Raw genomic sequence first — 24,932 nt, 5'->3', positions numbered from 1 at the left:
CGGGAGTCACCCACCGCTTCCCGTCCAAGCAGAGTCGGCGAATGAATTTGGCCGCCGAGGAAAGTTAAGCTAACTTAATTTTATGGCAGAAGGGACCCGTCGCAACGGCGAAAACAGCGATCCACGTCACCAGCACGTTCACCGCAAGCGCCTGGTGTGGCTGCTGGGGCCGGCCTTTGTTGCGGCAATTGCCTATGTGGACCCCGGCAATGTCGCTGCCAACCTCAGCGCGGGCGCAGAATACGGCTATCTGCTGGTGTGGGTTCTCATTGCGGCCAACCTCACCGCGATGATCGTGCAGTACCTGTCTGCCAAGCTCGGCTTGGTCACCGGCGAAAGCCTGCCGAGCATGCTGGGCGGAAGGCTGAAGAAGCCCGCCCGCCTGACCTTCTGGGTGCAGGCTGAACTCGTTGCCGCGGCGACCGACCTCGCAGAAGTCGTCGGCGGCGCAATCGCCCTGTACATCCTGTTTGACATTCCGCTGGTGTGGGGCGGGCTGATCATCGGCGCAGTCTCGATGCTGCTGTTGGCGACCGCCGACCGCGCAGGCCAGCGCTTGTTCGAGCTGCTGGTCACCACTCTGCTGGTGATCATCACGATCGGCTTCACCGCAGGTCTGCTCATCAGCGACCTCGATCCCGCTGGCATGGCACAGGGCATGATTCCCCGCTTTGAAGACACTCGCTCCCTCATGCTGGCTGCGGCCGTTTTGGGGGCGACCGTCATGCCGCACGCCATCTACCTGCACTCGGACCTCATTCGCGACCGCTTCGGCACAGACATCCCCGAACGCACTGTTGCCCGGCTGCTCAAAGCCAGCCGCTGGGACGTTTTCCTGTCACTGATCCTGGCCGGTGGGGTCAACCTCGCCATGCTGCTCTTGGCGGCGGCAGCACTGCCCGGTGTGGAGGGAACCGAGACCATAGAAGGCGCACACGCTGCCATCACGACCGCCATGGGTCCGTTCATAGGCGTGCTCTTCGGCATCGGTCTGCTGGCTTCGGGCCTTGCGTCGACCTCGGTGGGCTCTTATGCGGGCGCTTCCATCATGAAGGGTCTGCTGCACGTGCAGATTCCCCTCCTGTGGCGCAGACTCACCACTCTCATCCCCGCTCTGATCATTCTGGCCCTTGGCATCGACCCCACCTTTGCTCTGGTCGTATCGCAGGTGCTGCTGTCCATCGGCATTCCCGCCGCACTCATTCCTCTGGTGTTCTACACCGGCAGGCGCAGCATCATGGGCCGGTTTGCCAATCCCCTGCCGCTGCAGGCTGCGGCATGGCTGACAACAGCCCTCATCGTCACGCTCAACGCGGTGCTCATTGTTCTGGTCTGCTTGGGCTACGACGTGTGAAGCTCACGCGCGTCAGTGAGCCTGCAGCCCTTTCAACATATGCACCCGTGCGCATAGGGTGAAAGCGTGAGCACTGAGCTGGAACACCTGTCACCTGTCACCCAGGACTTCCTCAAAGCCATTTGGAGCGCCGAAGAGTGGGGCGGCGGACCCATTTCGACGAAGGCTCTGGCCGAAAGGTTCGGCACGTCCTCCGCGAGTGTGACAGACACCGTCAAGCGCTTAGCTGCCGCGGACCTTGTCACCTACACCCCGTACAAGCCGGTCAGACTCACAGACGTCGGCCGTCGGCACGCCGTTCAGATGGTTCGCAGGCACCGCCTGCTCGAAATGTATCTGGTCAGCATGCTCGACTATTCGTGGACCGAGGTCCATGACGAGGCGGAGCGGCTGGAACACGCTGTCTCTGATCTTTTCGTGTCCCGCATCGATGCGCTCATGGGCCACCCTACGGCAGACCCGCACGGCGATCCGATTCCCGACGCCGAAGGCCGCATGGATCACCCCGACCGTGCTGTTGTGCTGCTTCAAGCCCAGGCTGATGCCCCGCACCGGGTAGATCGGGTGGACGACAGCGAAAACGACGTGCTCACGGCAGCGGAAGAGCACGGATGTGTGCCCGGAGCGCACATTGTCCCCGGCGATCTGCTGGCCCAAGCCCCCGACCTTGCCGAGGCGGTGTGGGTCACTCCGCTGCACTACAGCTGAGCCCGCACAGCCTAAGCGTTGTTCTTCTGCCGGGCAGGCATGGTCTCCTCAGCAAAGATCCACTGGATTCCGGCAAGCACAACAACAGCCCCAGCAGCGGCAAAGGCCACTCCGTAGCCGTAGGCGTCAGCCAGCCAGCCGGAGACAATCGGCCCGAAGATAGCGCCGACGTCCATCCCCATCTGGTAGCGAGACAGCACTTTGCCGCCTGCCCTTTCGGGCCCGATGATGTCGGCTATAACAGCCTGCTGGGGCGCGTTGACAGTTCCCGCCCCAATGCCGGCAATGACCGACAGAACTAGAAAGACGGGGAACGACTGCCACAGGCCCAGCACAATCGTGGAGCCGCCCAACACCAGCAGTCCCGCAATGATGAAAGGTTTGCGGCCGTACACATCGGCGGCCCTGCCCAGAGTGTTGACCGACAGAGCGGTGCCTGCGGCGAACAAAGCCAGCGCCCAGCCTGCTGCGGCGGCATCGGCCTGCAGGGCGTAGATCGCAAACAGCGGGTATATGGCGGTGCGCACACCCATGGCACCCCACCCGTTGGCCATCGCGCCGACAAGTGCCGCACGATAGGACTTGAAGGCCCACGCTTCGCGAAAGCGCATGGGCGGAAGCGGATCGGCGCTTTCTTTCGCGGTCACGGCTTCGGCTGCCTGCCGTGACACGGGGCCATCGGCGGCATCGTCACAGCCGACCCCGGCGGGTTCGTGAACCTCCTGCGGATCCGAGCTCTCCACCTCGTCATTGCGCCCGGTGGTCAGCTTGACGTGCACAACCAGGGCGGCAATGACCAGACCGATGCCGTAGATGAGGAACGGCACCCGCATTCCCAAGCCCGCCATGAGGCCGCCGACCACGGGACCTGCAATATTGCCCACCAGAAACGCGGTGGCGTACATGCCGGTGGCCCGAGCCCGCGCATTGTACGGGGCGATCCGCACAATCAGTGCCATCGCAGAAACAGTGAACAGGGTCGAGCCGATGCCGCCGAGCGAACGGAACACCAGCAGCTGTTCATAGGACTGGGCGAAGGCTACGGCAAAGGTCGAGGCGGCCACAATGAGCAGCCCCACAACGTAGATGGGCCGCTCGCCGAACCTGTTGACCAGGCGACCCCCGGCGGGTGCTGTGAGCAGGCGGAAGAACGCGAAAGAGCTCACGACGATTGTCGTGGCCGTGACTCCCAGATCAAAGGAGTGCGCAAACTGCGGCAGAACGGGAGCGATGATGCCAAAGCCGATCGCCACGATGAACGCAGCGCAGATGAGCACCCAGATGTCCGCGGGCATTGCGACCTTCGGCCCGCGCCACTTGGCTCTCTTCTTCACAGACGTGAAGACCACCCCTGCCGGGTGTCGAGGAAGACGTCGGGATCCAGCGGCCGGCGGTGCGACGAGGCCAGGCGTTCGTGGAACTCCGCGTCCACGCTGCCCACGTACAGCCAGCCCATCATGAGCTCGCTGTCCTTCAGACCGTGGAAGCGGCGGATGGGTTCGGCGTTGGCATTCGGGCCGGTGCGCCACATAACACCCCAGCCTGCTTGCCACAGGGCCAGTTCCAGCAGGTGTGCAGCACCGGCGGCTGTCGCATGCTGTTCCCACTGGGGGACTTTCGGGTGCTCAATGTGGTCGGCGATGACCGCAATGAGCAGTTCGGCCCGAAACGGCTTGGGATTGACTTCCCCTGCCGGTCGGACTGTTCCTTCGGCTTCGTCAAGTGCCTCTGCAAGGCCTAGGCAGTCATCGCCGCGCAGGGTCATCAGCCGCCACGGTCGCAGCGCCTTGTGGTCCGCCACCGGTGTGACTGCTGCCAGCAAATCGCGCAGCTGTGCGTCCGTTGGCGTTTCAGGGCCGACTTTGGAAACTGAGCGGCGGTTCTTCATGGCAGTGAGGACCGGGTCGGTGAATTCAACCGGGTCCAAGCGACGCGGTGTCGCCGCTGTGGGTTCTTGTGGGGTGGTCATAGCTTCCATTCGATCACGTGTTGTCAGTACATGTATTCGGCGTACTGTGCTCGGGCCTGAGTCAGCTTGGGGTCGATGACGAACATGCAGTAGCCATTGCCCGGATTGCGCCCGTAGAAGTTCTGGTGAACATCTTCTGCCACATAGAAGCGGCTCATGGGCTCCAGGGTGGTGACGATCGGCCGTGGGAAAAGCTCCTGCCAATGTGCGATGGCGTCCTGGAACTGCTGCTTGCGTTCTGCGTCCTCGTAGAACATGGCCGAACGGTACTGCGTGCCGACGTCATTGCCCTGCCGGTTGAGGCTCGTGGGGTCGTGGCTTGTGAAGAACATGCCGAGGATGACGTCTTCGGGCACGACAGCCGGGTCAAAGGTCACGCGCACTGCTTCTGCGTGCCCTGACATACCCGATGCCACCTGCGCATAGGTGGGGTCGGGAACATCTCCGCCGATGTAGCCGGATTCGACGCGACTGACCCCGCGGGTCCGGCTGTAGACGGCTTCCAGGCACCAAAAGCATCCGGCGGCGAGCGTCAGCGTCTTCATACTGCCCATAACCTCGCACCTACTTCGGCTATTCCGCAATCAGTCGGCCGAGGGCGGGGCGCTGATGCTGCCCGGCCTTCGCCTACTGTTCGACTTCGATCAGCACGTCCTCAGCGACCCGTGCCCACTGTGCGACGGTCAGCGGCGTTGGTTCGTCGTCAGGGCTGTACGCAGATTCGGCGTCTTCGAAGTCGTCGCCCTCTTCGTCCCAGTCGATGAAGAATATGATTTCGCGCAGCCAGCCGTCCTCGATGAGCAGCTCGACGAAGTAGTCCGTGCCGTCAACGGCGACGCGGCCGCGCACGGGATATGTGTGCGTGCGAGGAACAATCGGGCCTGCGGTGTCGTTGCCGTTTTCCACCGTGACGAAGTCCAGATCGCGGTTCAGCAGGGCCTCACCGGCGAGCGTGCCGTCTGCGGCACCCTCGTCGTCATCAGCCCAGACGGTAAACGAGGCGGTGCGCAGCTGCTTTTGGATTTCCCGAGCCGCCTGCGGCAGGGGTGAGATCGCAGGGTCGGCGATCCTCTGCAGAAGGTCGAGGATTTCCGGCGGCAAAGTCACGACGGTCGGTTCACCGTCAGGCAGCGGGTACTGCGTGTCTTCGAGAACGCCTTCAACAGCGCGCAGGGCTCTGAAGAGGGCGAAGGTTGTAAGACCCGTTACGAGTGCTGGCGAAGCAACGCCCCAGCGGCTAAGGCGGGCATCGATCCAGTCATTGCCTTTTGCATTGACCGGCCACACGGCGGCAGAAGCCACACCAGCCACGGGCGCGGCCCACTTGAGGATGGTGTCGAACTTGGCGACGCCGATTTCCTCCGCGGATCTGATGACACCGAAGTCATCGTCGGAGACTTCCAACCCCGCGTCTTTGCGGATCTGCTGTACTTCCAGAGCGACCGAGGCTGCCAGCAGACCGCCGAAGACGGTCGCACCGGCAAGACCGCTGCCGCCCACGTGACGCGGGCGCAGTCCCGCGGCCACACTGTAGAGGACATCGGCGCCGAGTGTGCGCAGGCTGCCGACCGGACCAAGACTCGGCGAAATCGAACTGGCGGTTCCGGCGAGAGAATCTGCTGCCCTGCGGCGCAGCGAAGAAATGAATGAGCTCATGGTTTCTCCTGTGGTGTGTGGGGCGGAAGGCTGAATCCGAGCATCTGCGCTGCGGATACGGGATCGCCCTGGGTGAGTCCTCGGTTGTCGTCAGCTGTCAGTGAGCGGATTTCAGCGCGGTCCAGGTAGAGCGCGCCGTCTAAGTGGTCGAGTTCGTGTTGGATGATGCGCGCCGGCCAACCGCGGAAATCGCGGCTGTACGCGTTGCCGTCGGGATCTTCTGAGCGCAGGCGCACGTGGGCAAAACGCGCAGTCACGGCCTGATAGCCGCGTACGGACAGGCAGCCTTCGAAGAAGGCCGCGCGCTCATTGCTCAGCGGCTGCCAGCTGGGATTGATCAGCGGCATGAACGGCAGAGGCGTGCGTCCCCTTTCCCGGGCTTGGTCTTCGGGCAGTCGCACCCGGTCTTCTATCACCGCAATGCGCACCCCGATGCCGATCTGCGGTGCGGCAAGACCCACGCCGGGGGCTGCGTGCATGGTTGCCCGCATGACTTCCAGCAAGCCGAAAAGCTGTTCGTCTGACAGCTGCCCGGAGTAGGCGACAGCTGGGCGGCGCAGCACAGGGTGGCCGGCTTGGACGATGGGGGCCACACCGCTGTTGTCCTGTGCTGCATGCAGAACAGCTTCCACCTGCTCGACAATTGGGTTCATATGCACAATTGTGCCCCATCCGGCTGACATGGGACGGGGCACAAAGACTCAGGCGCGTGAGCGTATGCGGCGAGCCTGGCGCAGCAGGGGCTCGTCGATCATCTGCCCTTCGTACTGGAAGACGCCATTGGAGGTTTCAGCTTCTTTCAGCACACCGAGGGCCCAGTGGATCTGCTCGGAGGTTGGAGCGAAAGCAGAGCGCACCACCTCGATGTGGCTGGGGTGAATGGACACTTTGCCGTCGAAGCCGGATTCCACGGCGTCTTCGGCTTCGGCGCGCAGACCCTCGAGGTTGGGAATGTCCGCCCAGATCGAATCAAGCGCGTATTTGCCGTGAGCCTTGGCTGCCAGAAGCATGTTGGCCCGCGCCAGGCGAGCAAAGTCGCGATAGGTTCCATCGGCCTTGCGGGATGACCCTCCGCCGAGGTCAGCGGTGAGGTCTTCGGCACCCCACATAAGGGCCGTCACATTAGGCGCCGCGGCGATGTCGCTGACGTTGAGAGCGCCCTTCGCGGTTTCGATCAGCGCAATCACATTCAGGCCTGCGAGCTTGTCGGCGTCTTCGGCGCGTTCGACCTTGGGCAGCATGCAGCTGTAGCTGCCGGACAGTTCGCCGATGAGCTTGCGGTCCTCGGCAAAGGCCTGCGTACCGGCAGGATTGACGCGTATGACGGTGCGCTCCGGCGCCAGGGGGTCAGGACCGTTTTGGAATTCGAGGAACGCTCGGCGGGCAGCCGCCTTGTCATCGGGTGCCACCGCGTCTTCGAAGTCCACAATGACGATGTCGGAACGTTCTGCGGCCTTGGTGTAGCGGTCGGGACGGTCGCCGGGGACAAAAAGCCAGGCGGGTTTCATGGTCGACATGCTTGGTCTCCTCGGTTGTTTGGTCAGTCGGCAGAGGTTTTGTCGCTGCTGCCCGCCTGCGTGTTGGGGTCAGAGGTGAACATGAGCGTCTGCCGCACAGCCCGGGCGACGACTGTGCCGTCCTGGTTGCGGCCGATGTGTTCAAGCGTGACGATGCCCTGGCCCGGCCTGGACTTCGAATTGCGCTTGTCCAGGATCTTCGTTTCGGCGTACAGCGTGTCGCCGTGGAACATCGGGTGGGGAAACGACACTTCGGAGAAGCCCAGGTTGCCGACGATGGTGCCCTGAGTCAGCTGGGAAACCGACAGGCCCACGAGGGTTGCGAGTGTGAACATCGAGTTCACCAGGCGCTGTCCGAAAGGCTGCTGTTCCGACCAGGCGGCGTCCAGGTGCAGTGCCTGCGTGTTCATGGTGACGGCGGTGAACCACGTGTTGTCGGCTTCCGTCATGGTGCGTCCGGGGGCGTGTCTGTAGACCGCACCGACTTCCATTTCGTCCAGGTAGAGGCCGCGCTGCTGAATGACTGGGGCGTTTTCTTCGCTCACGTTTCTGTGCTCCTTTGCATGTGAAGTGCCCTCAATCTATCGCGTCCTGGTGATCTGCGTTACTGCAGTGCTGACGTCAGCCGGAACACCGACTCCAGGTAGCGGCGGAAGAATCCGCGCTCTCGCCACTCTTCCAAGGTCAGCTCGGTGCACCTGGTCCGGTACTCCTCGACAACATCGGAAATGCCGGACACGAAGTCACCTTCGGCGCACATGAGGCTGATTTCGTAGTTGAGGCTGAAAGAGCGCATGTCCATGTTTGAAGAGCCGAAGACCGCGTAGTCGTCGTCGACTATGAAGCACTTGGTGTGCAAAATCTGCGGTTTCGGCAGGCGGTGGATGCGCACACCGGCTTCCAGGAGACTGTCGTAGTAGGACGACTGGGCGTATTCGACCATGAACTGGTCAGCTTTTTCGCTGACGAACAGTTCGACTTCGACCCCGCGGTGGGCGGCGGTGATGATTGCGGCTTTGATCGTTTCGTCCGGCACGAAGTAGGGGCTGACAATCGACAGGCGCTTTTCGGCCAGGTACATCAGCGATGTGAAGCAGCGCAGGTTCGGTTCGGTTTTGAAGCCCGGGCCCGACGGGACCAGCTGGACTGCCGCGTCTTTGCCTTCGAATTCCGGGACCTCTCGACCTTCGTAGTCGTAGGGGCGGATGTCGATGGCCTCTTCCCTTTCGGAGTACCAGTCAGTTGCGAACACCGCTTCGAGCTCAGCGACGACCTCGCCGGAGACTTTGACCCAGATGTCGTTCCAGTGGCGGCCTGCGTCTCGGTTCTTCTGGGATCCGTAGGCGGACTCGATGCAGTTCTGGGAGCCCATGAAGCCGACCTTTCCGTCGACCACCACGAGCTTGCGGTGGTTGCGCAGGTCTATGCGGCGCATCTTCCCTTGCAGCGGCAGGAAGGGCAGCATCAGCTCCCAGTCGATGCCCACGCTGTCGAACCACTTCTGCAGGTCGCGGAAGCCTTCATACTTGCGCGAACCGAGGTGGTCGAGGAGAACGCGGACGCTGACTCCGCGCTGTGCGGCCCGGCCGAGCGCTTGGAAGAACGGCTCCGTGTAGGCGTCACGCGCCATGATGTAGATCTCGACGTGCACATAGGATTCGGCGGCGTCAACAGCGTCGGCCATGTCGTGAAAGGCCTGCTTGTAGTCGGTCGACATGCTCAGCTTGCGCGCATCGACCATCGGCAGTCCGGTCAGGTGGCGGTTGAGCTGAATGATCTGCGCGAAGTCCCTGGGCGGTTCGTAGCCGTCAGGCCAGTCGGGAACGTCTTTTGTGCCCTGGTCGAGAAGCTTGTTGACTTCAGCTTGGATGCGCTGACGGCGGTCGTTGACGTAGGGGCTGCCGAACATGATGAACATCGGCACGCCGATCAGCGGAATGAAGAGGATGGCCATGAGCCACCCCATTGACGCTCCCGGGCGGCGGTTTTCCGGCACAACGCCGACGGCGATGATTTTGATGGTGTAGGACACCACGAGCCAGATCACCCAGAGGATCGTCCAGATGCTCATACGCCCTCCCTTCCACCGCGAGTTTACATTTCAAACACAAGGGACGGCGCGGTGGCCGCGCCGTCCCTGCTGTCTGCCTCAGCGATCAGCCGCCGATCGGGGCGAGGTCGAGGCCCGCGAGCATCCAGCCGAGAATCGGGGTGGACTGCAGGCCGATGAGCAGGCACAGGAACAGAACGAGCACAACGGACCAGCCGAGCACCTTGCGGAAGATGACCGACTCCTGGCCGGGCATATTGGCTGCGGTGGCCGCAATTGCGAGGTTCTGAGGGCTGATGAGCTTGCCGACCACACCGCCGGAGGTGTTTGCCGCAACCGTGAGTTCGGGGTGCAGGTTGAGCTCAACGGCCGCGGTCTGCTGCAGTTTGGCAAACAGCGCGTTGGCCGATGTGTCCGAACCGGTGACAGCGGTTCCCACCCAGCCCAGAATCGGGGAAATGAAGGCGTAGGCCGCACCCGTGCCGGCAAGCCACACGCCGATTGAAATGGTCTGCCCGGAGAAGTTCATAACGTAGGCCAGCGACAGCACCAGAACAATCGTCAGACCCGCCCAGCGCATGCGGTAGAACGTGTTGCCAAGCTCCTTGGCCGCTCCGCCCAGCGGTGAGGGGAACTTCCCGCCGGAGGTGCAGAAGCGGTAGACGATGGCCACGATGATCCCGGTGATCAGCAGCAGCGAACCGGGTGAGGACAGCCACGAGAAGTTGAAGACTGTGGAGTCGCGAACCGCACCGGTTTCGTCAACGAGCGCTTCGTGGATGACCGGCCAGGGAATCTTGACATCGGTCGATGCGAGAAAGGCCGTGACCGGCGGAACCAGTTTGGCGATGCCGAACACCACAATGAGCGCAAGGTAGGGAAACAGGGCGAAGAAGGTGCGTTCGCCGCTGATCTTTTCGGCTTTCGGCGGTTCTGCCACGCCCAGGCGCTCACGTGCTTCGATCGAGCCTTTGGGTTCGTAGATCTTCATGAACAGGATGGTGCCGCCCAGTCCGCCGAGTGCTGCGACGATGTCGGTCAGTTCGTAGCTGAAGAAGTTTGACGACAGGAACTGGAAGACGGCGAAGGTGACGCCGGTGCACAGCGCGATCGGCCACAGGTCTTTGATACCGCGGCGGCCGTCGATGATGAACAGCAGGATCAACGGCACGATGAGCGCCAGGATGGGTGATTGGCGGCCGATGATCGCACCGATGACGTTGGGGTCGATGTTGGTGAGCTTGCCTGCGGTGGTGATCGGGGTGCCGATTGCGCCGTAGGCGACGGGGGCGGTGTTGGCGACGAGGACCGCGGCGGCTGCGCGCAGGGGTTTGATGCCCAGGGCCATGACCATGGTTGCGGTGATTGCGACGGGTGCGCCGAATCCGGCGAGCGCTTCGAGCAGACCGCCGAAGCAGAAGGCGATCAGGAGTGCCTGGACGCGGATGTCGCCGTGGCCCACGCGGTCGAAGATGTTGCGCAGATCTTCGAAGCGGCCGTTGATGACGGTCAGCTGGTAGAGCCAGATGGCGAAGATGACGATGAGCGCAATCGGCATGATGCCGAACGCTGCACCTTGCAGGGCGGACAGGAGTGCGTAGCCGACCGGCATTTTGAATCCGGCGACGGCCACCACGATTGCGGTGATCAGAGCGATGAGGCCCGATGTGTGTGCTGAGCGCTTGAGAACGACGAGCGCCGCAAAGAACACCAGCAGCGGAATGAGCCCCACGAGGGCCGATGCAGTAACCGAGCCGGCGACAGCGTCAACGGCGGGCGTGTACTTCTCCATTTTGTCTCTTACCTGTCAGGGTGCGCGCCGCGCTTGGCGGTGGCACTGGCGGAATACTGGGAAAGACGCATCCGCGGTGCAGCGACCGTGGGCCGAATTGTCCCAAGCCTGCGGCTGTTTTTTCAGTCGCAGAGTTCAAGCATATTGTGAAGCAACTCACGCCTTAACGCCAGGTCAACATCAGGTGTGTCAACGGCAAGGGCGATCTGCGCTCAGAGTGTTTCCGCAATTGTCTTTCGGACGACTTCGAGCAGGTTTTCGGAGCGGGTGCGCGGGTACTGGCTGTCTTCGTGCACCAGGACTCGAGCCCAGTTGGTCCACGCCAGGCAGTGGCGCATAACGGCTAGCGGCCAGATGAGGTTCTTTTCGTCTGCGCGCAGCGCCTGAACTTCTTCGAATCCGCGGCACAGGCTCTCAATGACATCCTGCAGCTGTGGAACCTGGACTCCGGGGTGACGCGGGGTTGTTGCGGCAGATGCGGTGATGCCCAAGTCAACAATCCGCGGCGCTGTTGCAATGTCCCCGAAGTCGATGATTCCTGCGAGGTTGCCTTTGGTATCCAACAGGGTGTTGCCGTCGTGGAGGTCCTGGTGGATGACGGCTGTCGGCAGTGCGTTCCACGCGAGCATAACCGTTTGCCGAAAGTGCTGCACGAAGCTGTGGATGGTATTCCGGTCCTCAGTGTCGACGTGGTCACCCAGTTCTTCGAGGTTGCGTTCAATGCGGTGATCGGAGCCGTGCATCGTCCAGTCGTGTTCGGTTGGGCACAGCTGAGGGTCGACACCACTGAGGGCCTGGTGAAGCAGCGCGGTCGCCCTGCCCAGCTGGACGAGGATGTCCTCGCTGTGCACACCGGCGGAAGCCATGGGCTCACCGTCGAGCCACGGGGCTATGCGCACCCACAGTGGCTCGCCTGTCGTTTCCACACGCATTCTGCCGGCTTCCCCTGCGGGCTCGCCTGTGGGCAAAACGAGGGCACCCGGCACCTGGAAGGGCAGGTCTACTTGTGCGCGGGTGAGCTTTATCGCAATCTGATCTCGCAGTTCGAGGTCTTGCTGCGTCCAGCCGGGGTCGAGGATCTTCACCATGATCTTCTGCTGCGCCTCAATTGCCGAGGTGGAGGTCACCTGGCCTGCTCGGGCGCGGAAGATGAGGTCCCGCTCCCCTAGGAACTGTGTTCGGTCAGTGAGAGAACAGCCGAGCGGCACCTCGAGAGCGGAGAAGACGGAGTCGAGATCAGCCTGTGTGACCGGTGTGCGGTCAGGCGAGCGTCCCAGCCAGTACATTGGCGATCCTTTCCAGTTGGCCAGGGGTGATGGCAAGCGGTGGGCGCAGTTTGAGGGTGTTGCCGCCAGGGCCGGTGGTGCCGACCAGCACGCCGTTTTCGTACATGGCCTGTTTGATGTCCGCACCGGTGACGTCTGCGGCGCTGAGGTCGATGCCGATCATGAGCCCGAAAGTGCGCACCGTGATGGAGCGGCGGGATGCTCCGAGCGCCTGGGCGAGGTGGCCCAGCAGGTCTTCTTCAAGCTGACCGGTGCGTTGGGGCATGCCGATGCGGTCGAGTTCGTCCAGGACTGCAGCACCTGCAGCGCAGACGGCGGGGCCCGCGGCGAACGTGTTGAAGTAGCGCTGTTTGCTGCCGAAAGCGTCGATGAGGTCTGCTCGTCCGGCAAGTCCGGCCAGTGGGAGGCCGTTGGCCATGGGTTTGCCCATGGTGAGCAGGTCGGGTTCAACGCCGAGGGCACTGATTGCCCACCAGGTGCCGGTGCGGCAAAAGCCTGCCTGGACTTCGTCGGCAATGAACAGTCCGCCCGCCTGACGGATTGCAGCGGCTGTCTGGGCAAGGGACGCGGTGGCGGCCGAGGTTTGGGGTTGGTCGTGGCCGGGGCTGAATGTGGTGGTTCCGGCAAGGATTCCGTCGCTGGTGAACGCGGAGTCGAGGACGAGGGCGGCTGCCCCGTGGCCGCGCTGGTCGAGCTTCGCTGCCGCCTGGGCAACTGAATCTTCAAGTTCGGCGTCGAATGTGGAGCTGGCAAGGTCTGGCACGGGCACGGTTTCAACCCAGTCGGGAATCGAGTCGAGGCCTATCAGGCTTGGCGAAATCGCTGCTGCTGTTGTTGTGGTGCCGTGATAGGCGCCGTCAGTCACTATGACGCCCGTTTTGCCCGTGGCATTGCGGGCTATCTGCAGTGCGAGGTCGTTGGCTTCGGAGCCAGAGCAGGTGAAGATCAGACGCCCAAGGCCGCCTGGCATAAGTGCGCCGAGTTTGTCGGCATAGGCATCAACAGTGGCATCCACGTACCGGGTGTGGGTGTTTGCCCTGGCGAGTGCGGCGTGCACTGCATCTGCAACTGCCTGATTGGAGTGACCGACCACCGGCACGTTGTTATAGGCATCCAAATACGCGGTGCCATCATCGGCGGTGATGACCGCACCCTGGGCAAAAGCCACGCGCAGGGGCGGGGAATAGAAGCTCCGATAGTTCGGCCCGAAGAAACCCGATGTGCGAAAGCCGCGCATAAGGTCACTGTGTCACAGAAGGGCGTGGGCTGGAACGGCTTCCTGGAACGGGCGGCTGGCCGAAGCGAGCTCCTATCCCCACGGTTTGTAAAACACAGCCAAGTTTTGCAACCCTGGTCGCAGGCGGCTCGCAGGCATGTACGCCTGCCCACCCACGGCCCTGCCGCGCAGGACGCTTTGTGGGTATGAGCCGTAGTTCGCTTTAGAACGTTTGTGCTCCCCGCTGCAGCGGGGATGTCAAGGGGTCGGCTCTCGCGAGAGCCGACCCCTTTTGACTAGCCTCATCACCTTCTGCCGCCAGACAGGCCGCAAACTCAGTCAAGTATTTGTTACTGAACTAGTTTGCTTTCTACTTCTCGTGTGGTTAAACTCATACCAACATGACACTCCACATCGTGCCGTGAGGCACTGACACAACCTTCAAGGAGGAGAAATGACGGAAGAATGCGCAGGAGATCTAGCGCCGGCTTTTCTCCTGCCAGCCAAAAGCTTCAGGACGCAAGACCCGGCACTCATGCATTTACAGGAAGTGCTTTGGCTCGCCTTGCCTCAGCATCTTCGCGACAGTGCGGATGTGGGCATGGCGCTTGCACAGGACTGGCTTCCCCGTTCCATCAGTGAACGCCTTGCAAACCGATACTCATTGAGCAGCGACGAAGTCTGTGCCTTGCTGGGGTTCCTTGCAGGAACGCATGACCTAGGCAAGGCAGAATCGTCTTGGCAGAGCAGACTTGAGCATTCCCCGACGGCGGCATGGCTGGCGGATAAAGCACTGTCGTCCGGGCTGTTCGACGAAGCGCAGAAACGTTGTGACCCCACCGTCAAACCGCAGCATTCCGTAACGTCTGACGTGATTCTTCGCAGACAGTTACCACTGTTTTTTCCCGGGGCCGACTACACCGCAATCTGCACCCTCACGGCATCGGCAGGCTGCCACCACGGAGTTCCAAGCAACCTTCCCTATCTTGAATTGCAGCGTGACGATACGGACCTGCCGGCCCTCAACCGGCACCTCGACAATCATGGCGCTTCATGCGCGCGAGTCTGGGCAGCTTTGACCCGCGACATCCTCGATCGCACCGGAGCTCACAGCGCTCTTGAAAAGATCATCGGTGCCGGTGGGCTGACAATTACGGACCAGCTGACAATTGCCGGCTTCGTCAGCATGTCCGACTGGATCGCCTCGAATCAGGAACTGTTTCCGCTGACGGAAAGCGGAGCACACTCCAGCAGCGAGTCCCGTGCTGCTGCGGCTCTCGATCAGCTCAACCTCACTCAGTCGTGGTCGCCAGAACCAGACCGCCCGATCCCCTTCAGCAAACGCTTCGGCTGGCCGGACAGCGCTGCGCTTCGGGCTTGCCAGCGCACCGCTCAGGCGGCTGTTAAAGGCCTTAATGAACCAGCACTGGTTGTGATCAGCGAAGAAATGGGCCGTGGGAAGACAGAAGCCGCTCTCCTTGCCGCAGAAGAGATCGCGAAAGCCCGCGGTGCCGGAGGCTTGGCTTTCGGATTGCCCACACAGGTCACAGCCAATGCCATGCTTCCGCGCATATCCGATTGGCTGCGATCGTTCAGCACAGCCGAGAACCAGCACTCCCTTCGGCTTACTCACGGACGTGCACACCTAAGTTCCGAGTTCGAAAGGCTCGTTCGGCACACGAGAGCAGTCAATGCTGAGCAGAATGACACTGCAGACGACGGCGTCATTGCTCACGCATGGTTCAGCGGACGCAAGAGCCTTCTGTCAGATTTCAGTGTTTCGACAGTTGACCAGATCCTCATGACTGCACTGAAATCCCGCTACGTCACGCTCCGCCATCTGGGTGTTTCGGGCAAGGTGATCATCTTCGACGAGGTGCACTCCCTCGACCCTTATTCGACCGCGTATCTGGAACGTACGCTGATGTGGCTGGCCGCCCACCAAACCAGCGTCATATTGCTTTCCGCAACCCTCGATTCCGCTGTCCATGACAGACTGGAACGCGCTTACGCTCACGGGCTGAGGCCCCGACGCCCAGCCGCTGCGGCACAGTCGCCGAGCTATCCCCAGGTGTCAGTGACAACCGCAGAAGGCACACAGCGCTACGACGTAGAGGTTGTAGACGAACACCGTCAGGTTCACCTCGACATCATTGATGACAACCTCGCGTTCTTGCGAAGAAAAGTTGAGCAGCTGACGGACGACGGCGGCGTTGTTGGCATCGTATGCAATACCGTCCAGCGCGCTCAGGATGCCTACTGCACTCTCTCCGATCTCTGGCCAGAGGAAACTGTGCTTCTGCATTCACAGCTCACAGCTGCGCAGCGCGCGCAGATCGAAGCTCGCCTGACTGACCAGTTGGGTAAGAAGTCAGCACGCAGTTCTGAAGATCCTGCGTCGCAGCGGCCCTACCGTCGGATTGTCGTTGGCACACAGGTGCTTGAACAGTCGCTCGACGTTGATTTCGATTTGCTGGTTTCCGACTTTGCGCCGGTCGATGCTCTCGCCCAGCGAGCCGGTCGCCTGCACCGCCACGACCGACCAGACAGCGACCGCCCAAGCCAATTGCGCTGCGCACGCATGCTCCTGCGCGGCATCACGCGGCGCGGACCGCAACCGCCTCTATTCGATCCCGGCTCCGAATCCATCTACGGCAGCTACATACTGTTGGCCAGCGCGGCAGCTCTGAGCGAGAACTTCAATGGAGGGACATGGTGTATTCGCCACGACCTCTACCCGAAAGTCGAAGCTGTTGGAACGGGCTCAATCGCTGTTCCCAGTGAGTGGGAAAGTGAATTCCGGCAGGCCCAAAGAGACCACAAGCAGGCTGTGAGAAACGCATGCCGGAGGGCATCAGCCCACCAGATCAGCCCACCCGGGAAAGCGAACAACAACCTCGGACGCGCACTTGACGGCGCAGACACGCTTGATGCCGACCGCAGCGAAGAGATTGTTGCGGCCAGCGTCAGGGACATTGAGCCCAGCCTCGAAGCGATTCTCGTCATGCAGTGCGACGGCCTTCTATACCCACTGCCGTGGCTGGCCCCCAGCCAGACGAGCGCTATCAGCGAAACCCAGGCTCCGCCCACATGGCTGTCGAAGCTTTTGGCGGACTCAACCGTTCGCCTGCCCCGGTGGTTGGTTCCGCCCTACCAAGTCGATGAGGCAATCGACTCTCTTGAAGCAACTCGGATAGGCGCCTGGCAATCAGATTTCCGCTTGAAGGGACAGCTTGTCCTCGCAATCGACAGTGACTTTCGGGGGCAGGTGTTGGGCACGCATTTCCGATTCCACCCCTGCTACGGGTTCCTCAGAGAGGAACAGTTCAGTCAATACAAGCTGCAGGAAATGCGCGAAAGTCCATCTGCGGATGAACAGGAGGAAGAACTCTATGAGGATCTGTGACGAAAGGATGGTGACAAAGCATGTCTGACGGCTTCAACCTGGTCGATCGTCCGTGGATTAAAGTCCAGACGATCGACGGAGAGCCTGCGGAAGTGGGACTCAGAGACTTCTTTTCTCAATGGGACAGGTTCGCAACGCTTGACGGTGAGACTCCCACACAGAACGCCGCGGTCTTTCGCGTGCTGATGGCGATAGTGGTCAGAACAGTCCGCCTGCACCCCGAATGGGGATTCATCGACGACGAAGGCGAACTGTGGCGAGAAATCTACGCGGCAGGCGACTTCCCCGAGCTGATCGCCAACTACCTCGAAACGCACCATGATCGCTTCGACCTTGCCTCAGACGCGGTTCCGTTCTTCCAGGTGGCAGACCTCCACACAAGCAAAGAAGTGTACGAGTCAGCGGCGGCTTTGGTCCCTGACACCGGCCCTGGACTGTTCTCCACGCAGACCGAAGCGTCAGCGTCTGAACTTGAGCCAGCAGTTGCAGCCAGATATCTGATCCACCGCCAGGCCTATGACTATTCGGGCATCAAATCCGGCATTGTCGGAGACCCCCGAGTGAAGGGCGGGAAGGGGTATCCGACCGGACCTGGCTGGGCGGGCCGGCTCGGACACACCGTGGTCACCGGGCCTACGCTGCGAGACACTTTTATGCTCAGCCTGCCCATGCTGGAATTGATTCCCGAAGAGCTCATGTTCGACGACGAAGATCTGCCTCCGTGGGAACGCCAGCCCGACACGGCCATGCCCCGAAGCGACGACGCTGTTGAACCAAACGGCATCGTCGATCTTCTGACCTGGCAGCAGCGGCGGATCAGGCTTTTCTGGTCAGAAGACGCCAAAACGGTTACGCACGTGCTGATCGGCAACGGCGACAGAATCAACGAGCGCAATCAGTTTGCCGAACCGTACTCTCCGCAGCGGTATTCCGTCGCTCAGTCTAAAAAAGCAAAAACCAGTGTGTTCTTTGCGCAAGAACTCGATCCGACGCTGACCGTCTGGCGTGGGGTGCAGGCAATGTTTGCTGACAGCTCCATCGCTGAAACCAAGAGTCGGCGAGCTCCTGTCCTTAAACAGTTCACAGGGCCTGTCGGGCCGGAAAGACAGACCGCGTATGCAGGCAAACACGTTGGCGTTTGGCTCTGCGGGATTGAATACGGGCCGCAGCAGTCCTCATTTTCAGATGAAATGTCTGAAGTCCTCCCGATAGACCTCAGTCTGATGACTGAGGACGGCTTTCAGATGAGAAACACTGTTCTTGACGCTATTAAACGGGTATTCACCCTGCGCGGTCAGCTTCGATGGTTTTTCAAACAGCTGGAAGTAAGCCAAGGCGGATCACCCGAAGAAGCGCCTGATGCACCCACCCAGGCTTGGCTTGCCGAACTCGAACAACGATTTACACAGTGGCTGGCCCAGCTGTCTGCAGAGCAGTCCGCTGAAGAGTCGCAGCTGAACTGGCTCCGCACCCTGCGCAGGGTCACATACCGAACAGTCACAAAAGCTGTTGACCAGGCCGGACCACACGCCGCAGCCGGGTGGCTTGAACAGGATCCCAGCGGGAGCGTGCACTTCCACAGTTCTGCCCGCTACGAATCGTGGATGCTCGCGAAACTCAAACAAGCAGCTCCCCTCCCCTCGGACAATGAACAGAAAGGAGGATCTGATGACCGCTGAAGGTGTAGAAACAGAAAAGGTGACGGTGTGGTCGTCAGTCGGCCGTTATATCCAGTCACTTCAGCAGCAGTTCCTCAACGAAGCGCCCGCTGCTCGCGGCAGCCTCGCAGAACTTCGGAGGGCTGTTGACGAAGAACCAGGGGTGAACCCCCGCGTCTGGGCGATGGTTCTTGAATGCCTTCCCGAGTACGCGCAGGGCAGAACGGATGAAGCCTCGCGCGGAGAATGGGCCGCTTTTACAGCGCTGACGCTGTATGCAGTGCACCAGCGCGGCAATAGTGCCCCCATGCATACAAGGGATGTGCCGTTCGCGCAGGTCGTCGGCAAGGTGGTGCGCGATGACAGCGCGTCTCTGAAAGGGCGTTACGACGCAATCATCACAGCGACCAGCTTCGCCGGTCAGCGCCATCATCTGAGGTCTTTGATCGGACTTCTCAGCAGCAAGAACACCCCAGAGTGGAGCACGGCGTTCGATTACGGTCAGTTCGCTTCTGACATCCTCCAGCTGCAGAACCCTGCCAAACGCAGCAGTGTCCAGCGCAGATGGGGGCGTGATTTCTATCACGGTTACAGCTTTAAGCCTTCCAACAACTGATTCACTCCTATCTTTGAAAGGACTCCCAATGGCTACGTTCATCGACTTCCATGCACTCCAAACGCTCCCACCGTCCAACATCAACCGCGGGGAAGACGGAGCACCGAAAACAGCTGCGTTCGGAGGCACTCGTCGTCAGCGCATTTCATCGCAGGCGTTGAAAGCCGCGCAGCGGCGGGATTTTGCACACATGTTGAATCGCGACGAGCTTGGCGTTCGCACCAAGCAGATCGTTGCTGAGACTGCGGCGCGGGTATGCGCCGCCGACCCAGAGGTTTCCCCTGCCGAAGCTGAAAAGTGGTCTTCTGCTGCCTTCGGGAAAGCAGGGATCAAAGTTGCCAAGCCCAAAGCGAAGAAGGACGAAGACCCCAAACCCGAGCAGGCTGGGTACCTCGTATTCTTGGGCAACCACCAGCTGGACCGGCTGGCTGCGGCGATCGTGGAAAAGCGGGATCAGGCGTTCACCAAGAAAGAAGTTCTTGAAATCATCGACACTGAACACGCAGTTGATGTTTCGCTGTTTGGCCGCATGATTGCCGACGACGCTGCACTCAATGTTGATGCTGCCGTCCAGACTGCTCACGCAATCGGAGTGTCTGAGGCGGCACCCGATTTTGACTTCTACACCGCTGTTGATGACTTCACCAAGGCTGAAGAAGAAACCGGGGCTGGGATGATGGGCACCATCGAAATGATGTCATCCACCTTTTACCGCTACGCCACCCTCAACGTAGATCAGCTGCTTGAAAACCTCGGCTCGGAAGAGGCGTTGGTGCGGGCGATTGACGCCTACGCCAGAACTTTCATCCTTTCTCTGCCCACGGGGTACCAGAACACCTTTGCCGCCCACACGCTGCCAGATCTCATAAACGTTGCAGTGCGCAAGCGTCCCGTCAGCTATGTCAACGCCTTTGAAAGAGCTGTTGCCCCAGACGAACGCGGGACCATCGCAGCAGCTTCTGAGGCCATGGCAGATGAAGCATCCAAGGTGACAGAACTCTATGGACTTGCGCCCGAACGTTCGTGGTTGATTGCCTCTGCCGCCCTGGAAGCTGACGTCGATTCGCTCGGCCAGAAGACCGGATTTGCTGAACTTGTTTCTCAGCTTGAAGACCAGGTTCGTTCGCTGCTCAACGAGGATGAGAGGTGAGCCGCTGATGAAGACCATGGTCCTCAATCTTTCGGGGCCGATGCAGTCTTGGGGCGTTTCTTCTCGCTTTAGCCGACGGTCAACAGAAACCGAGCCCAGTAAATCTGGTGTCATAGGTTTGCTTGCTGCCGCGCAGGGCAGGCCGCGAACAGCAGAAGTGGATGACCTTGCGGAGCTGGTTATGGCCGTCCGCGTTGACCGTCCCGGTCAACTTCTTGAGGACTTCCATACTGCACGACGGCCTGGGGCCAAGCATTCTGTTCTTTCGTACCGACATTACAGAGCTGACGCCGCCTATACCGCCGCTGTGGCTGGAGAGGACGCCCTCATCGATGCGCTTAGCCACGCCGTTGTGCAGCCTGAATTTCCGCTGTATTTAGGGCGACGCAGTTGTCCAGCCCCTCCGAATCTTTTTGGCGGGGTATTCGACGGCGTAGCGCCGGAGGACGTTCTGCGGGATCTCGATGCTGTCCCCTGGCAGGCTGCAGAGGACTACAGAAAGTCGCTCGGAAGGACGGTGTTCTTACCTTTGGCGCGCGATGCTCAGCCCGGAGAAATCGGGGAAGCAGCGTATGACGTCCCTGTCAGCTTCAATCCTGAACATCGTCAATATCGGGTGCGGCTTGTTGTCCGTCCTGACCCCGTTCGGGTCGAAAACGATCTGGGGGCAGAAAGCACCGACCGCTACCTCAACTTGGCTCAGGAGGCTTGATGTTCTTCAGTCGAATCCAGCTCAACCCTGCACTGAGGAAGACCAAAGCCGCGCTGGCAAGCCCTCATCTGATCCACGGGATGATCACGAAGACTGTTCCACCGGATCAGCAGGCAACAGATGAGGGCCGACTGCTGTGGCGGGTGGACCGCGGGCACCACGAAACGGTGTTATACGCGGTGACCCCGGTTCAGCCGCGGTTTGAACATGTGGTCGAACAATTGGGCTGGCAGAGCGCTCCCGCCCAAACAACCGATTACGGTCGGCTTCTTGATTCGCTTCAGCGGGGGCAACAGTATGCGTTTCGTGCGGCGCTGAACCCGGTTAAAAAGAAAGACGGCAAGCGTTTGCCGCACGTTACGGTCAAGCAGCAAATGCGCTGGTTCTTGGACCGCGCTGACGGGTGGGGGTTTGCGATTCCCTCCAATGCCGACGATGAACCGGGGCACGCTGAGTCAACCGACACCAGCAGGGATGAAAGTCAGCTGGACGGACTCTGTGTTGTGCGACGCGAGGACAGCCGATTTTCTAAACCAGATACGGCTGGCAGCAGGCACCGGGTAGCCCACAGGATTGCTGTTTTTGATGGTGTTTTAGAGGTCACGAACCCAGACCTTCTGCGGCGTTCGCTGGCTTTCGGGATCGGCAGTGGGAAAGCACACGGGTGTGGTCTGATGACTTTGGCCCGACTGGGGGCACCATGAGTTCCCAGGCTCCGCCTCGTTCACAGGAGCTCGGACGAACAACTGACAGACTTTCGTTTGTCTATGTCGAAAGGTGCGTGCTTCACCGTGATTCCAATGCGGTCACCGCGACCGACAGCAGGGGCACAATCCATATTCCGGCAGCTATGGTCAGCGCCCTGCTTATTGGCCCGGGTGTGCGCGCTTCTCATGCTGCGATAGCGCTCTTGGGAACATGCGGTGTGACCGTTGCGTGGGTTGGTGATGGCGCGGTGCGCTGCTATGCCACCGGAAGGCCCATGGCTCGTTCAAGCAGGCTTTTAGAAGCACAGGCCCGGGCTTTCGCCAACCAGTCAGAGCGTCTGCGAGTGGCGCGGGCTATGTACGAGGTGCGTTTCCCCGGGGAAGATGTATCGGGCCTGACCACGCAGCAGCTGCGAGGCCGTGAAGGAGCTCGTGTCCGCAGGATTTACCGCAGCGAATCAGAAAGGACCGGGGTTTCATGGAGTGGTCGGACATACGATCCGGCTAACTTCGCAGATGCTGATGCGATTAATCAAGCTCTATCAGCGGCCAACGCCTGCTTGTACGGAGTGTCAACTGCCGTCATCAACGCGCTTGGCATGACGCCGGGTTTGGGTTTTGTGCACGTCGGCCACGATCAGAGTTTCACCTACGATGTGGCTGATCTTGTGAAGGCCGAAACCAGCATTCCGGCGGCTTTCGATGCTGTTGCGGACAATCATGAAGAACCGGAACGAGCTGTTAGGGCGCTGCTGCGGGAGCGCTTCTTCCAGCAGGGGACTGTAGAGAAGCTTGTGGAAACACTGCGCAGACTGTTCTTGAACCCGGCGGATGCGTCGGCTGAACCGGAAGTTGCGTATCTCGATGAATTGTCAGTATGGGCTGGCCGGGGCGAACGCCGGCTTTCCAGCGGACTCAATCATGCAGATCACGGATCATGGTCATCGTAGTCTTGTCGAGCTGCCCAGCAGGCCTGCGGGGAGACGTCACCAAGTGGCTCGTTGAAATTTCGGCAGGAGTGTTCGTTGGGAATCTCAGTGCCCGCATCAGGGAGCTTCTTTGGGAGCGCATTGACGAATCTTCCGCTACAGGTCAAGCGCTGATGATTTGGTCCACCAACAACGAACAGGGCTTCGACTATCGAGTCAAGGACCACAAGTGGGAGCCCGTTGACCTCGACGGCGTCACCTTGATGCGCAGGCCAGCTGCACAATCTGGATACGGGAACACCACCCTTAAAGCAGGCTGGAGCAAAGCCAGAGCCATGCGGAATGCCCAAAAGTTCGGAAATAAGCGCAAAAGCACCTAAAGTGATCCCATACCAACTTGCGGGCCGGTATTCGCACTGGTCAACAAGTGTGTTCCCCACGCCCGTGGGGATGAGCCCGAAAAACTGTCGGCCGGAGAAGCCAGCCTGCTGTGTTCCCCACGCCCGTGGGGATGAGCCCTTGGGCGCGGTCGATTCCAGTGAGGGGCGGCAGTGTTCCCCACGCCCGTGGGGATGAGCCCTGACGTTAACGACCTGTGGCTCCTCGGGAGCGGTGTTCCCCACGCCCGTGGGGATGAGCCCACAGTCAGAGTCACAGCGTGGGATGACGGATAGTGTTCCCCACGCCCGTGGGGATGAGCCCCCCGCCATAGGGGCGGGGGCCGTAAGTCCAAGTGTTCCCCACGCCCGTGGGGATGAGCCCGAGGGCAGACAGGCAGGTGAGGAGATCATCCGGTGTTCCCCACGCCCGTGGGGATGAGCCTTACGGCCCTCAGACTCGTGAGTTGATCTTCTCGTGTTCCCCACGCCCGTGGGGATGAGCCCAGCGGTGTGGACATCCCAGCATTTCTTACCACGTGTTCCCCACGCCCGTGGGGATGAGCCCGGCAGTTCCCGTGGGCGCGTCTGACCAGCGCAGTGTTCCCCACGCCCGTGGGGATGAGCCCCCAACCACAAACCACCCATGCGTACGGCCTGTGTGTTCCCCACGCCCGTGGGGATGAGCCCCCTGAGATTGTTGAGTCAGCAAAGCGGCACGGGTGTTCCCCACGCCCGTGGGGATGAGCCCTCTTCGGACTTATCGGACGGCACCCGCCCGTCGTGTTCCCCACGCCCGTGGGGATGAGCCCTTCTGCGATACGCACGTGCGGGCGAATCGCGAGTGTTCCCCACGCCCGTGGGGATGAGCCCGACTCATCGACACCGCCGACCTGATCGAAGCCGTGTTCCCCACGCCCGTGGGGATGAGCCCGAGGAACCCGTAATCTTCCATCATTTCGTCGGGTGTTCCCCACGCCCGTGGGGATGAGCCCCTTGCTACCTACTTCGTCAACATCGTTCCCACGTGTTCCCCACGCCCGTGGGGATGAGCCCGATCTGCTGGCCGGTCGCCTGGTCGATGTGCAGTGTTCCCCACGCCCGTGGGGATGAGCCCAGGCCCAGCTCCATCGCCCGCTGCGTCGGCATGTGTTCCCCACGCCCGTGGGGATGAGCCCCTGCTGCCAGCTCATATGCGGGTCGCCGCCACGTGTTCCCCACGCCCGTGGGGATGAGCCCATCGCTTAGAATCCTGCTTTCCAGCGCTCGCGGTGTTCCCCACGCCCGTGGGGATGAGCCTGGGTGACCATCAGGGGAGCTGGCGAGGTTGTCGTGTTCCCCACGCCCGTGGGGATGAGCCCCTGCGCCAAAGGCTCGACCGACGCCTGAATCTGTGTTCCCCACGCCCGTGGGGATGAGCCCATCAGCCGCACCACCTGGTGGAGATGGCGGAAGTGTTCCCCACGCCCGTGGGGATGAGCCCTGCCACGGAATCGCCCTCACATTGAGCTCGATGTGTTCCCCACGCCCGTGGGGATGAGCCGAAGAGCGTGTGCAGGCCGGGCTGGCATTGCAAGTGTTCCCCACGCCCGTGGGGATGAGCCCCGGTGAGAACCGCCGCCCTATTCATTGCCGGGGTGTTCCCCACGCCCGTGGGGATGAGCCCAGCCGACATACTCGTAGTTGGTGTTGCCGTAGGTGTTCCCCACGCCCGTGGGGATGAGCCCAAGCCGCCGGCTGGACTAGCCCCGAAGCCGACGTGTTCCCCACGCCCGTGGGGATGAGCCCGCCGCGCAGCACAAACACGCCGGCGACAGGAAGTGTTCCCC

General features: G+C 61.2%; 21 protein-coding genes and 1 CRISPR repeat array (1 of these 22 running past the window's edge). Of the genes, 10 read left to right on the top strand and 11 right to left on the bottom strand.

Annotated features, from left to right (window positions below; translation table 11 throughout):
- Nucleotides 1–82 precede the first annotated feature (82 nt).
- Complete coding sequence (locus HMPREF2757_RS02995; RefSeq protein ID WP_083304060.1) at nt 83–1,354, top strand: Nramp family divalent metal transporter; 1,272 nt, start codon at nt 83–85, stop codon at nt 1,352–1,354.
- Nucleotides 1,355–1,420: 66 nt separating this feature from the next.
- Nucleotides 1,421–2,062: a metal-dependent transcriptional regulator gene (locus HMPREF2757_RS02990; RefSeq protein ID WP_070573250.1), complete on the top strand. Its 642-nt coding sequence runs from the start codon at nt 1,421–1,423 to the stop codon at nt 2,060–2,062.
- An 11-nt stretch (nt 2,063–2,073) separates the two neighbouring features.
- Here HMPREF2757_RS02990 and HMPREF2757_RS02985 read toward each other — a convergent pair whose 3' ends face one another.
- From HMPREF2757_RS02985 to HMPREF2757_RS02935, 11 genes are all read right to left on the bottom strand, one after another.
- A complete protein-coding gene (locus HMPREF2757_RS02985; RefSeq protein WP_370919377.1) occupies nt 2,074–3,396 on the bottom strand; it encodes an MFS transporter in 1,323 nt (440 codons plus the stop codon).
- Nucleotides 3,393–4,031: a nitroreductase family protein gene (locus HMPREF2757_RS02980; RefSeq protein WP_256278255.1), complete on the bottom strand. Its 639-nt coding sequence runs from the start codon at nt 4,029–4,031 to the stop codon at nt 3,393–3,395. The genes HMPREF2757_RS02985 and HMPREF2757_RS02980 overlap by 4 nt, the downstream gene beginning before the upstream one ends.
- Before the next feature lie 23 nt (nt 4,032–4,054).
- Nucleotides 4,055–4,576, bottom strand: a complete 522-nt coding sequence (gene msrA, locus HMPREF2757_RS02975) for a peptide-methionine (S)-S-oxide reductase MsrA (protein WP_070573483.1) — start codon at nt 4,574–4,576, stop codon at nt 4,055–4,057.
- Between the two features lie 82 nt (nt 4,577–4,658).
- Nucleotides 4,659–5,687 carry a hypothetical protein gene (locus tag HMPREF2757_RS02970; protein ID WP_070573248.1) on the bottom strand — a complete coding sequence of 343 codons (1,029 nt, stop codon included), beginning with the start codon at nt 5,685–5,687 and terminating at the stop codon, nt 4,659–4,661.
- The gene (locus tag HMPREF2757_RS02965) at nt 5,684–6,340 is read right to left on the bottom strand and encodes a peptide deformylase (RefSeq protein ID WP_070573246.1); all 657 of its coding nucleotides are present in this window, start codon (nt 6,338–6,340) and stop codon (nt 5,684–5,686) included. The genes HMPREF2757_RS02970 and HMPREF2757_RS02965 overlap by 4 nt, the downstream gene beginning before the upstream one ends.
- Nucleotides 6,341–6,388: 48 nt before the next feature.
- Entirely contained in the window at nt 6,389–7,204 is an 816-nt protein-coding gene (locus HMPREF2757_RS02960) for an HpcH/HpaI aldolase/citrate lyase family protein (protein WP_070573245.1), read from the bottom strand.
- A gap of 23 nt (nt 7,205–7,227) precedes the next feature.
- On the bottom strand, nt 7,228–7,749 hold the full coding sequence (locus HMPREF2757_RS02955) for a MaoC family dehydratase (RefSeq protein ID WP_070573243.1): 522 nt from the start codon (nt 7,747–7,749) through the stop codon (nt 7,228–7,230).
- A 59-nt stretch (nt 7,750–7,808) separates the two neighbouring features.
- Entirely contained in the window at nt 7,809–9,275 is a 1,467-nt protein-coding gene (gene cls, locus HMPREF2757_RS02950) for a cardiolipin synthase (protein WP_070573241.1), read from the bottom strand.
- An 85-nt stretch (nt 9,276–9,360) separates the two neighbouring features.
- Complete coding sequence (locus tag HMPREF2757_RS02945; protein ID WP_070573239.1) at nt 9,361–11,046, bottom strand: L-lactate permease; 1,686 nt, start codon at nt 11,044–11,046, stop codon at nt 9,361–9,363.
- Between the two features lie 212 nt (nt 11,047–11,258).
- On the bottom strand, nt 11,259–12,332 hold the full coding sequence (locus HMPREF2757_RS02940) for a phosphotransferase (protein ID WP_070573237.1): 1,074 nt from the start codon (nt 12,330–12,332) through the stop codon (nt 11,259–11,261).
- Nucleotides 12,307–13,569, bottom strand: a complete 1,263-nt coding sequence (locus HMPREF2757_RS02935; protein WP_070573235.1) for an aspartate aminotransferase family protein — start codon at nt 13,567–13,569, stop codon at nt 12,307–12,309. Before HMPREF2757_RS02935 ends, HMPREF2757_RS02940 begins: the two co-directional genes overlap by 26 nt.
- Nucleotides 13,570–14,002: 433 nt before the next feature.
- Between HMPREF2757_RS02935 and HMPREF2757_RS02930 the strand changes: the two genes are divergently transcribed.
- The 8 genes from HMPREF2757_RS02930 to cas2e are packed head-to-tail and all read left to right on the top strand — an operon-like array spanning nt 14,003 to nt 23,106.
- Entirely contained in the window at nt 14,003–16,954 is a 2,952-nt protein-coding gene (locus HMPREF2757_RS02930) for a CRISPR-associated helicase/endonuclease Cas3 (protein ID WP_070573233.1), read from the top strand.
- A gap of 20 nt (nt 16,955–16,974) precedes the next feature.
- Nucleotides 16,975–18,633: a type I-E CRISPR-associated protein Cse1/CasA gene (casA, locus tag HMPREF2757_RS02925; protein WP_070573231.1), complete on the top strand. Its 1,659-nt coding sequence runs from the start codon at nt 16,975–16,977 to the stop codon at nt 18,631–18,633.
- A complete protein-coding gene (gene casB / locus HMPREF2757_RS02920; protein WP_070573229.1) occupies nt 18,623–19,228 on the top strand; it encodes a type I-E CRISPR-associated protein Cse2/CasB in 606 nt (201 codons plus the stop codon). The genes casA and casB overlap by 11 nt, the downstream gene beginning before the upstream one ends.
- 28 nt (nt 19,229–19,256) lie before the next feature.
- Entirely contained in the window at nt 19,257–20,378 is a 1,122-nt protein-coding gene (gene cas7e, locus HMPREF2757_RS02915) for a type I-E CRISPR-associated protein Cas7/Cse4/CasC (protein ID WP_070573227.1), read from the top strand.
- A gap of 7 nt (nt 20,379–20,385) precedes the next feature.
- Nucleotides 20,386–21,090, top strand: coding sequence for a type I-E CRISPR-associated protein Cas5/CasD (cas5e, locus tag HMPREF2757_RS02910; RefSeq protein WP_070573481.1), 705 nt, complete (start codon nt 20,386–20,388; stop codon nt 21,088–21,090).
- The gene (gene cas6e / locus HMPREF2757_RS02905; protein ID WP_070573225.1) at nt 21,090–21,794 is read left to right on the top strand and encodes a type I-E CRISPR-associated protein Cas6/Cse3/CasE; all 705 of its coding nucleotides are present in this window, start codon (nt 21,090–21,092) and stop codon (nt 21,792–21,794) included. The genes cas5e and cas6e overlap by 1 nt, the downstream gene beginning before the upstream one ends.
- Entirely contained in the window at nt 21,791–22,747 is a 957-nt protein-coding gene (gene cas1e, locus HMPREF2757_RS02900; RefSeq protein ID WP_070573223.1) for a type I-E CRISPR-associated endonuclease Cas1e, read from the top strand. The genes cas6e and cas1e overlap by 4 nt, the downstream gene beginning before the upstream one ends.
- Entirely contained in the window at nt 22,735–23,106 is a 372-nt protein-coding gene (gene cas2e, locus HMPREF2757_RS02895; RefSeq protein ID WP_070573221.1) for a type I-E CRISPR-associated endoribonuclease Cas2e, read from the top strand. Before cas1e ends, cas2e begins: the two co-directional genes overlap by 13 nt.
- Nucleotides 23,107–23,155: 49 nt before the next feature.
- Nucleotides 23,156–24,932: direct repeats of the CRISPR family, unit length 28 nt; unit sequence GTGTTCCCCACGCCCGTGGGGATGAGCC; it runs 82 nt beyond the window's last position.

The organism is Brevibacterium sp. HMSC063G07 (genome assembly GCF_001810665.1).
Lineage (GTDB): Bacteria > Actinomycetota > Actinomycetes > Actinomycetales > Brevibacteriaceae > Brevibacterium.
Note: the sequence above shows the minus strand (reverse complement) of the source record. Positions and strands in the feature narration are given on the sequence as shown.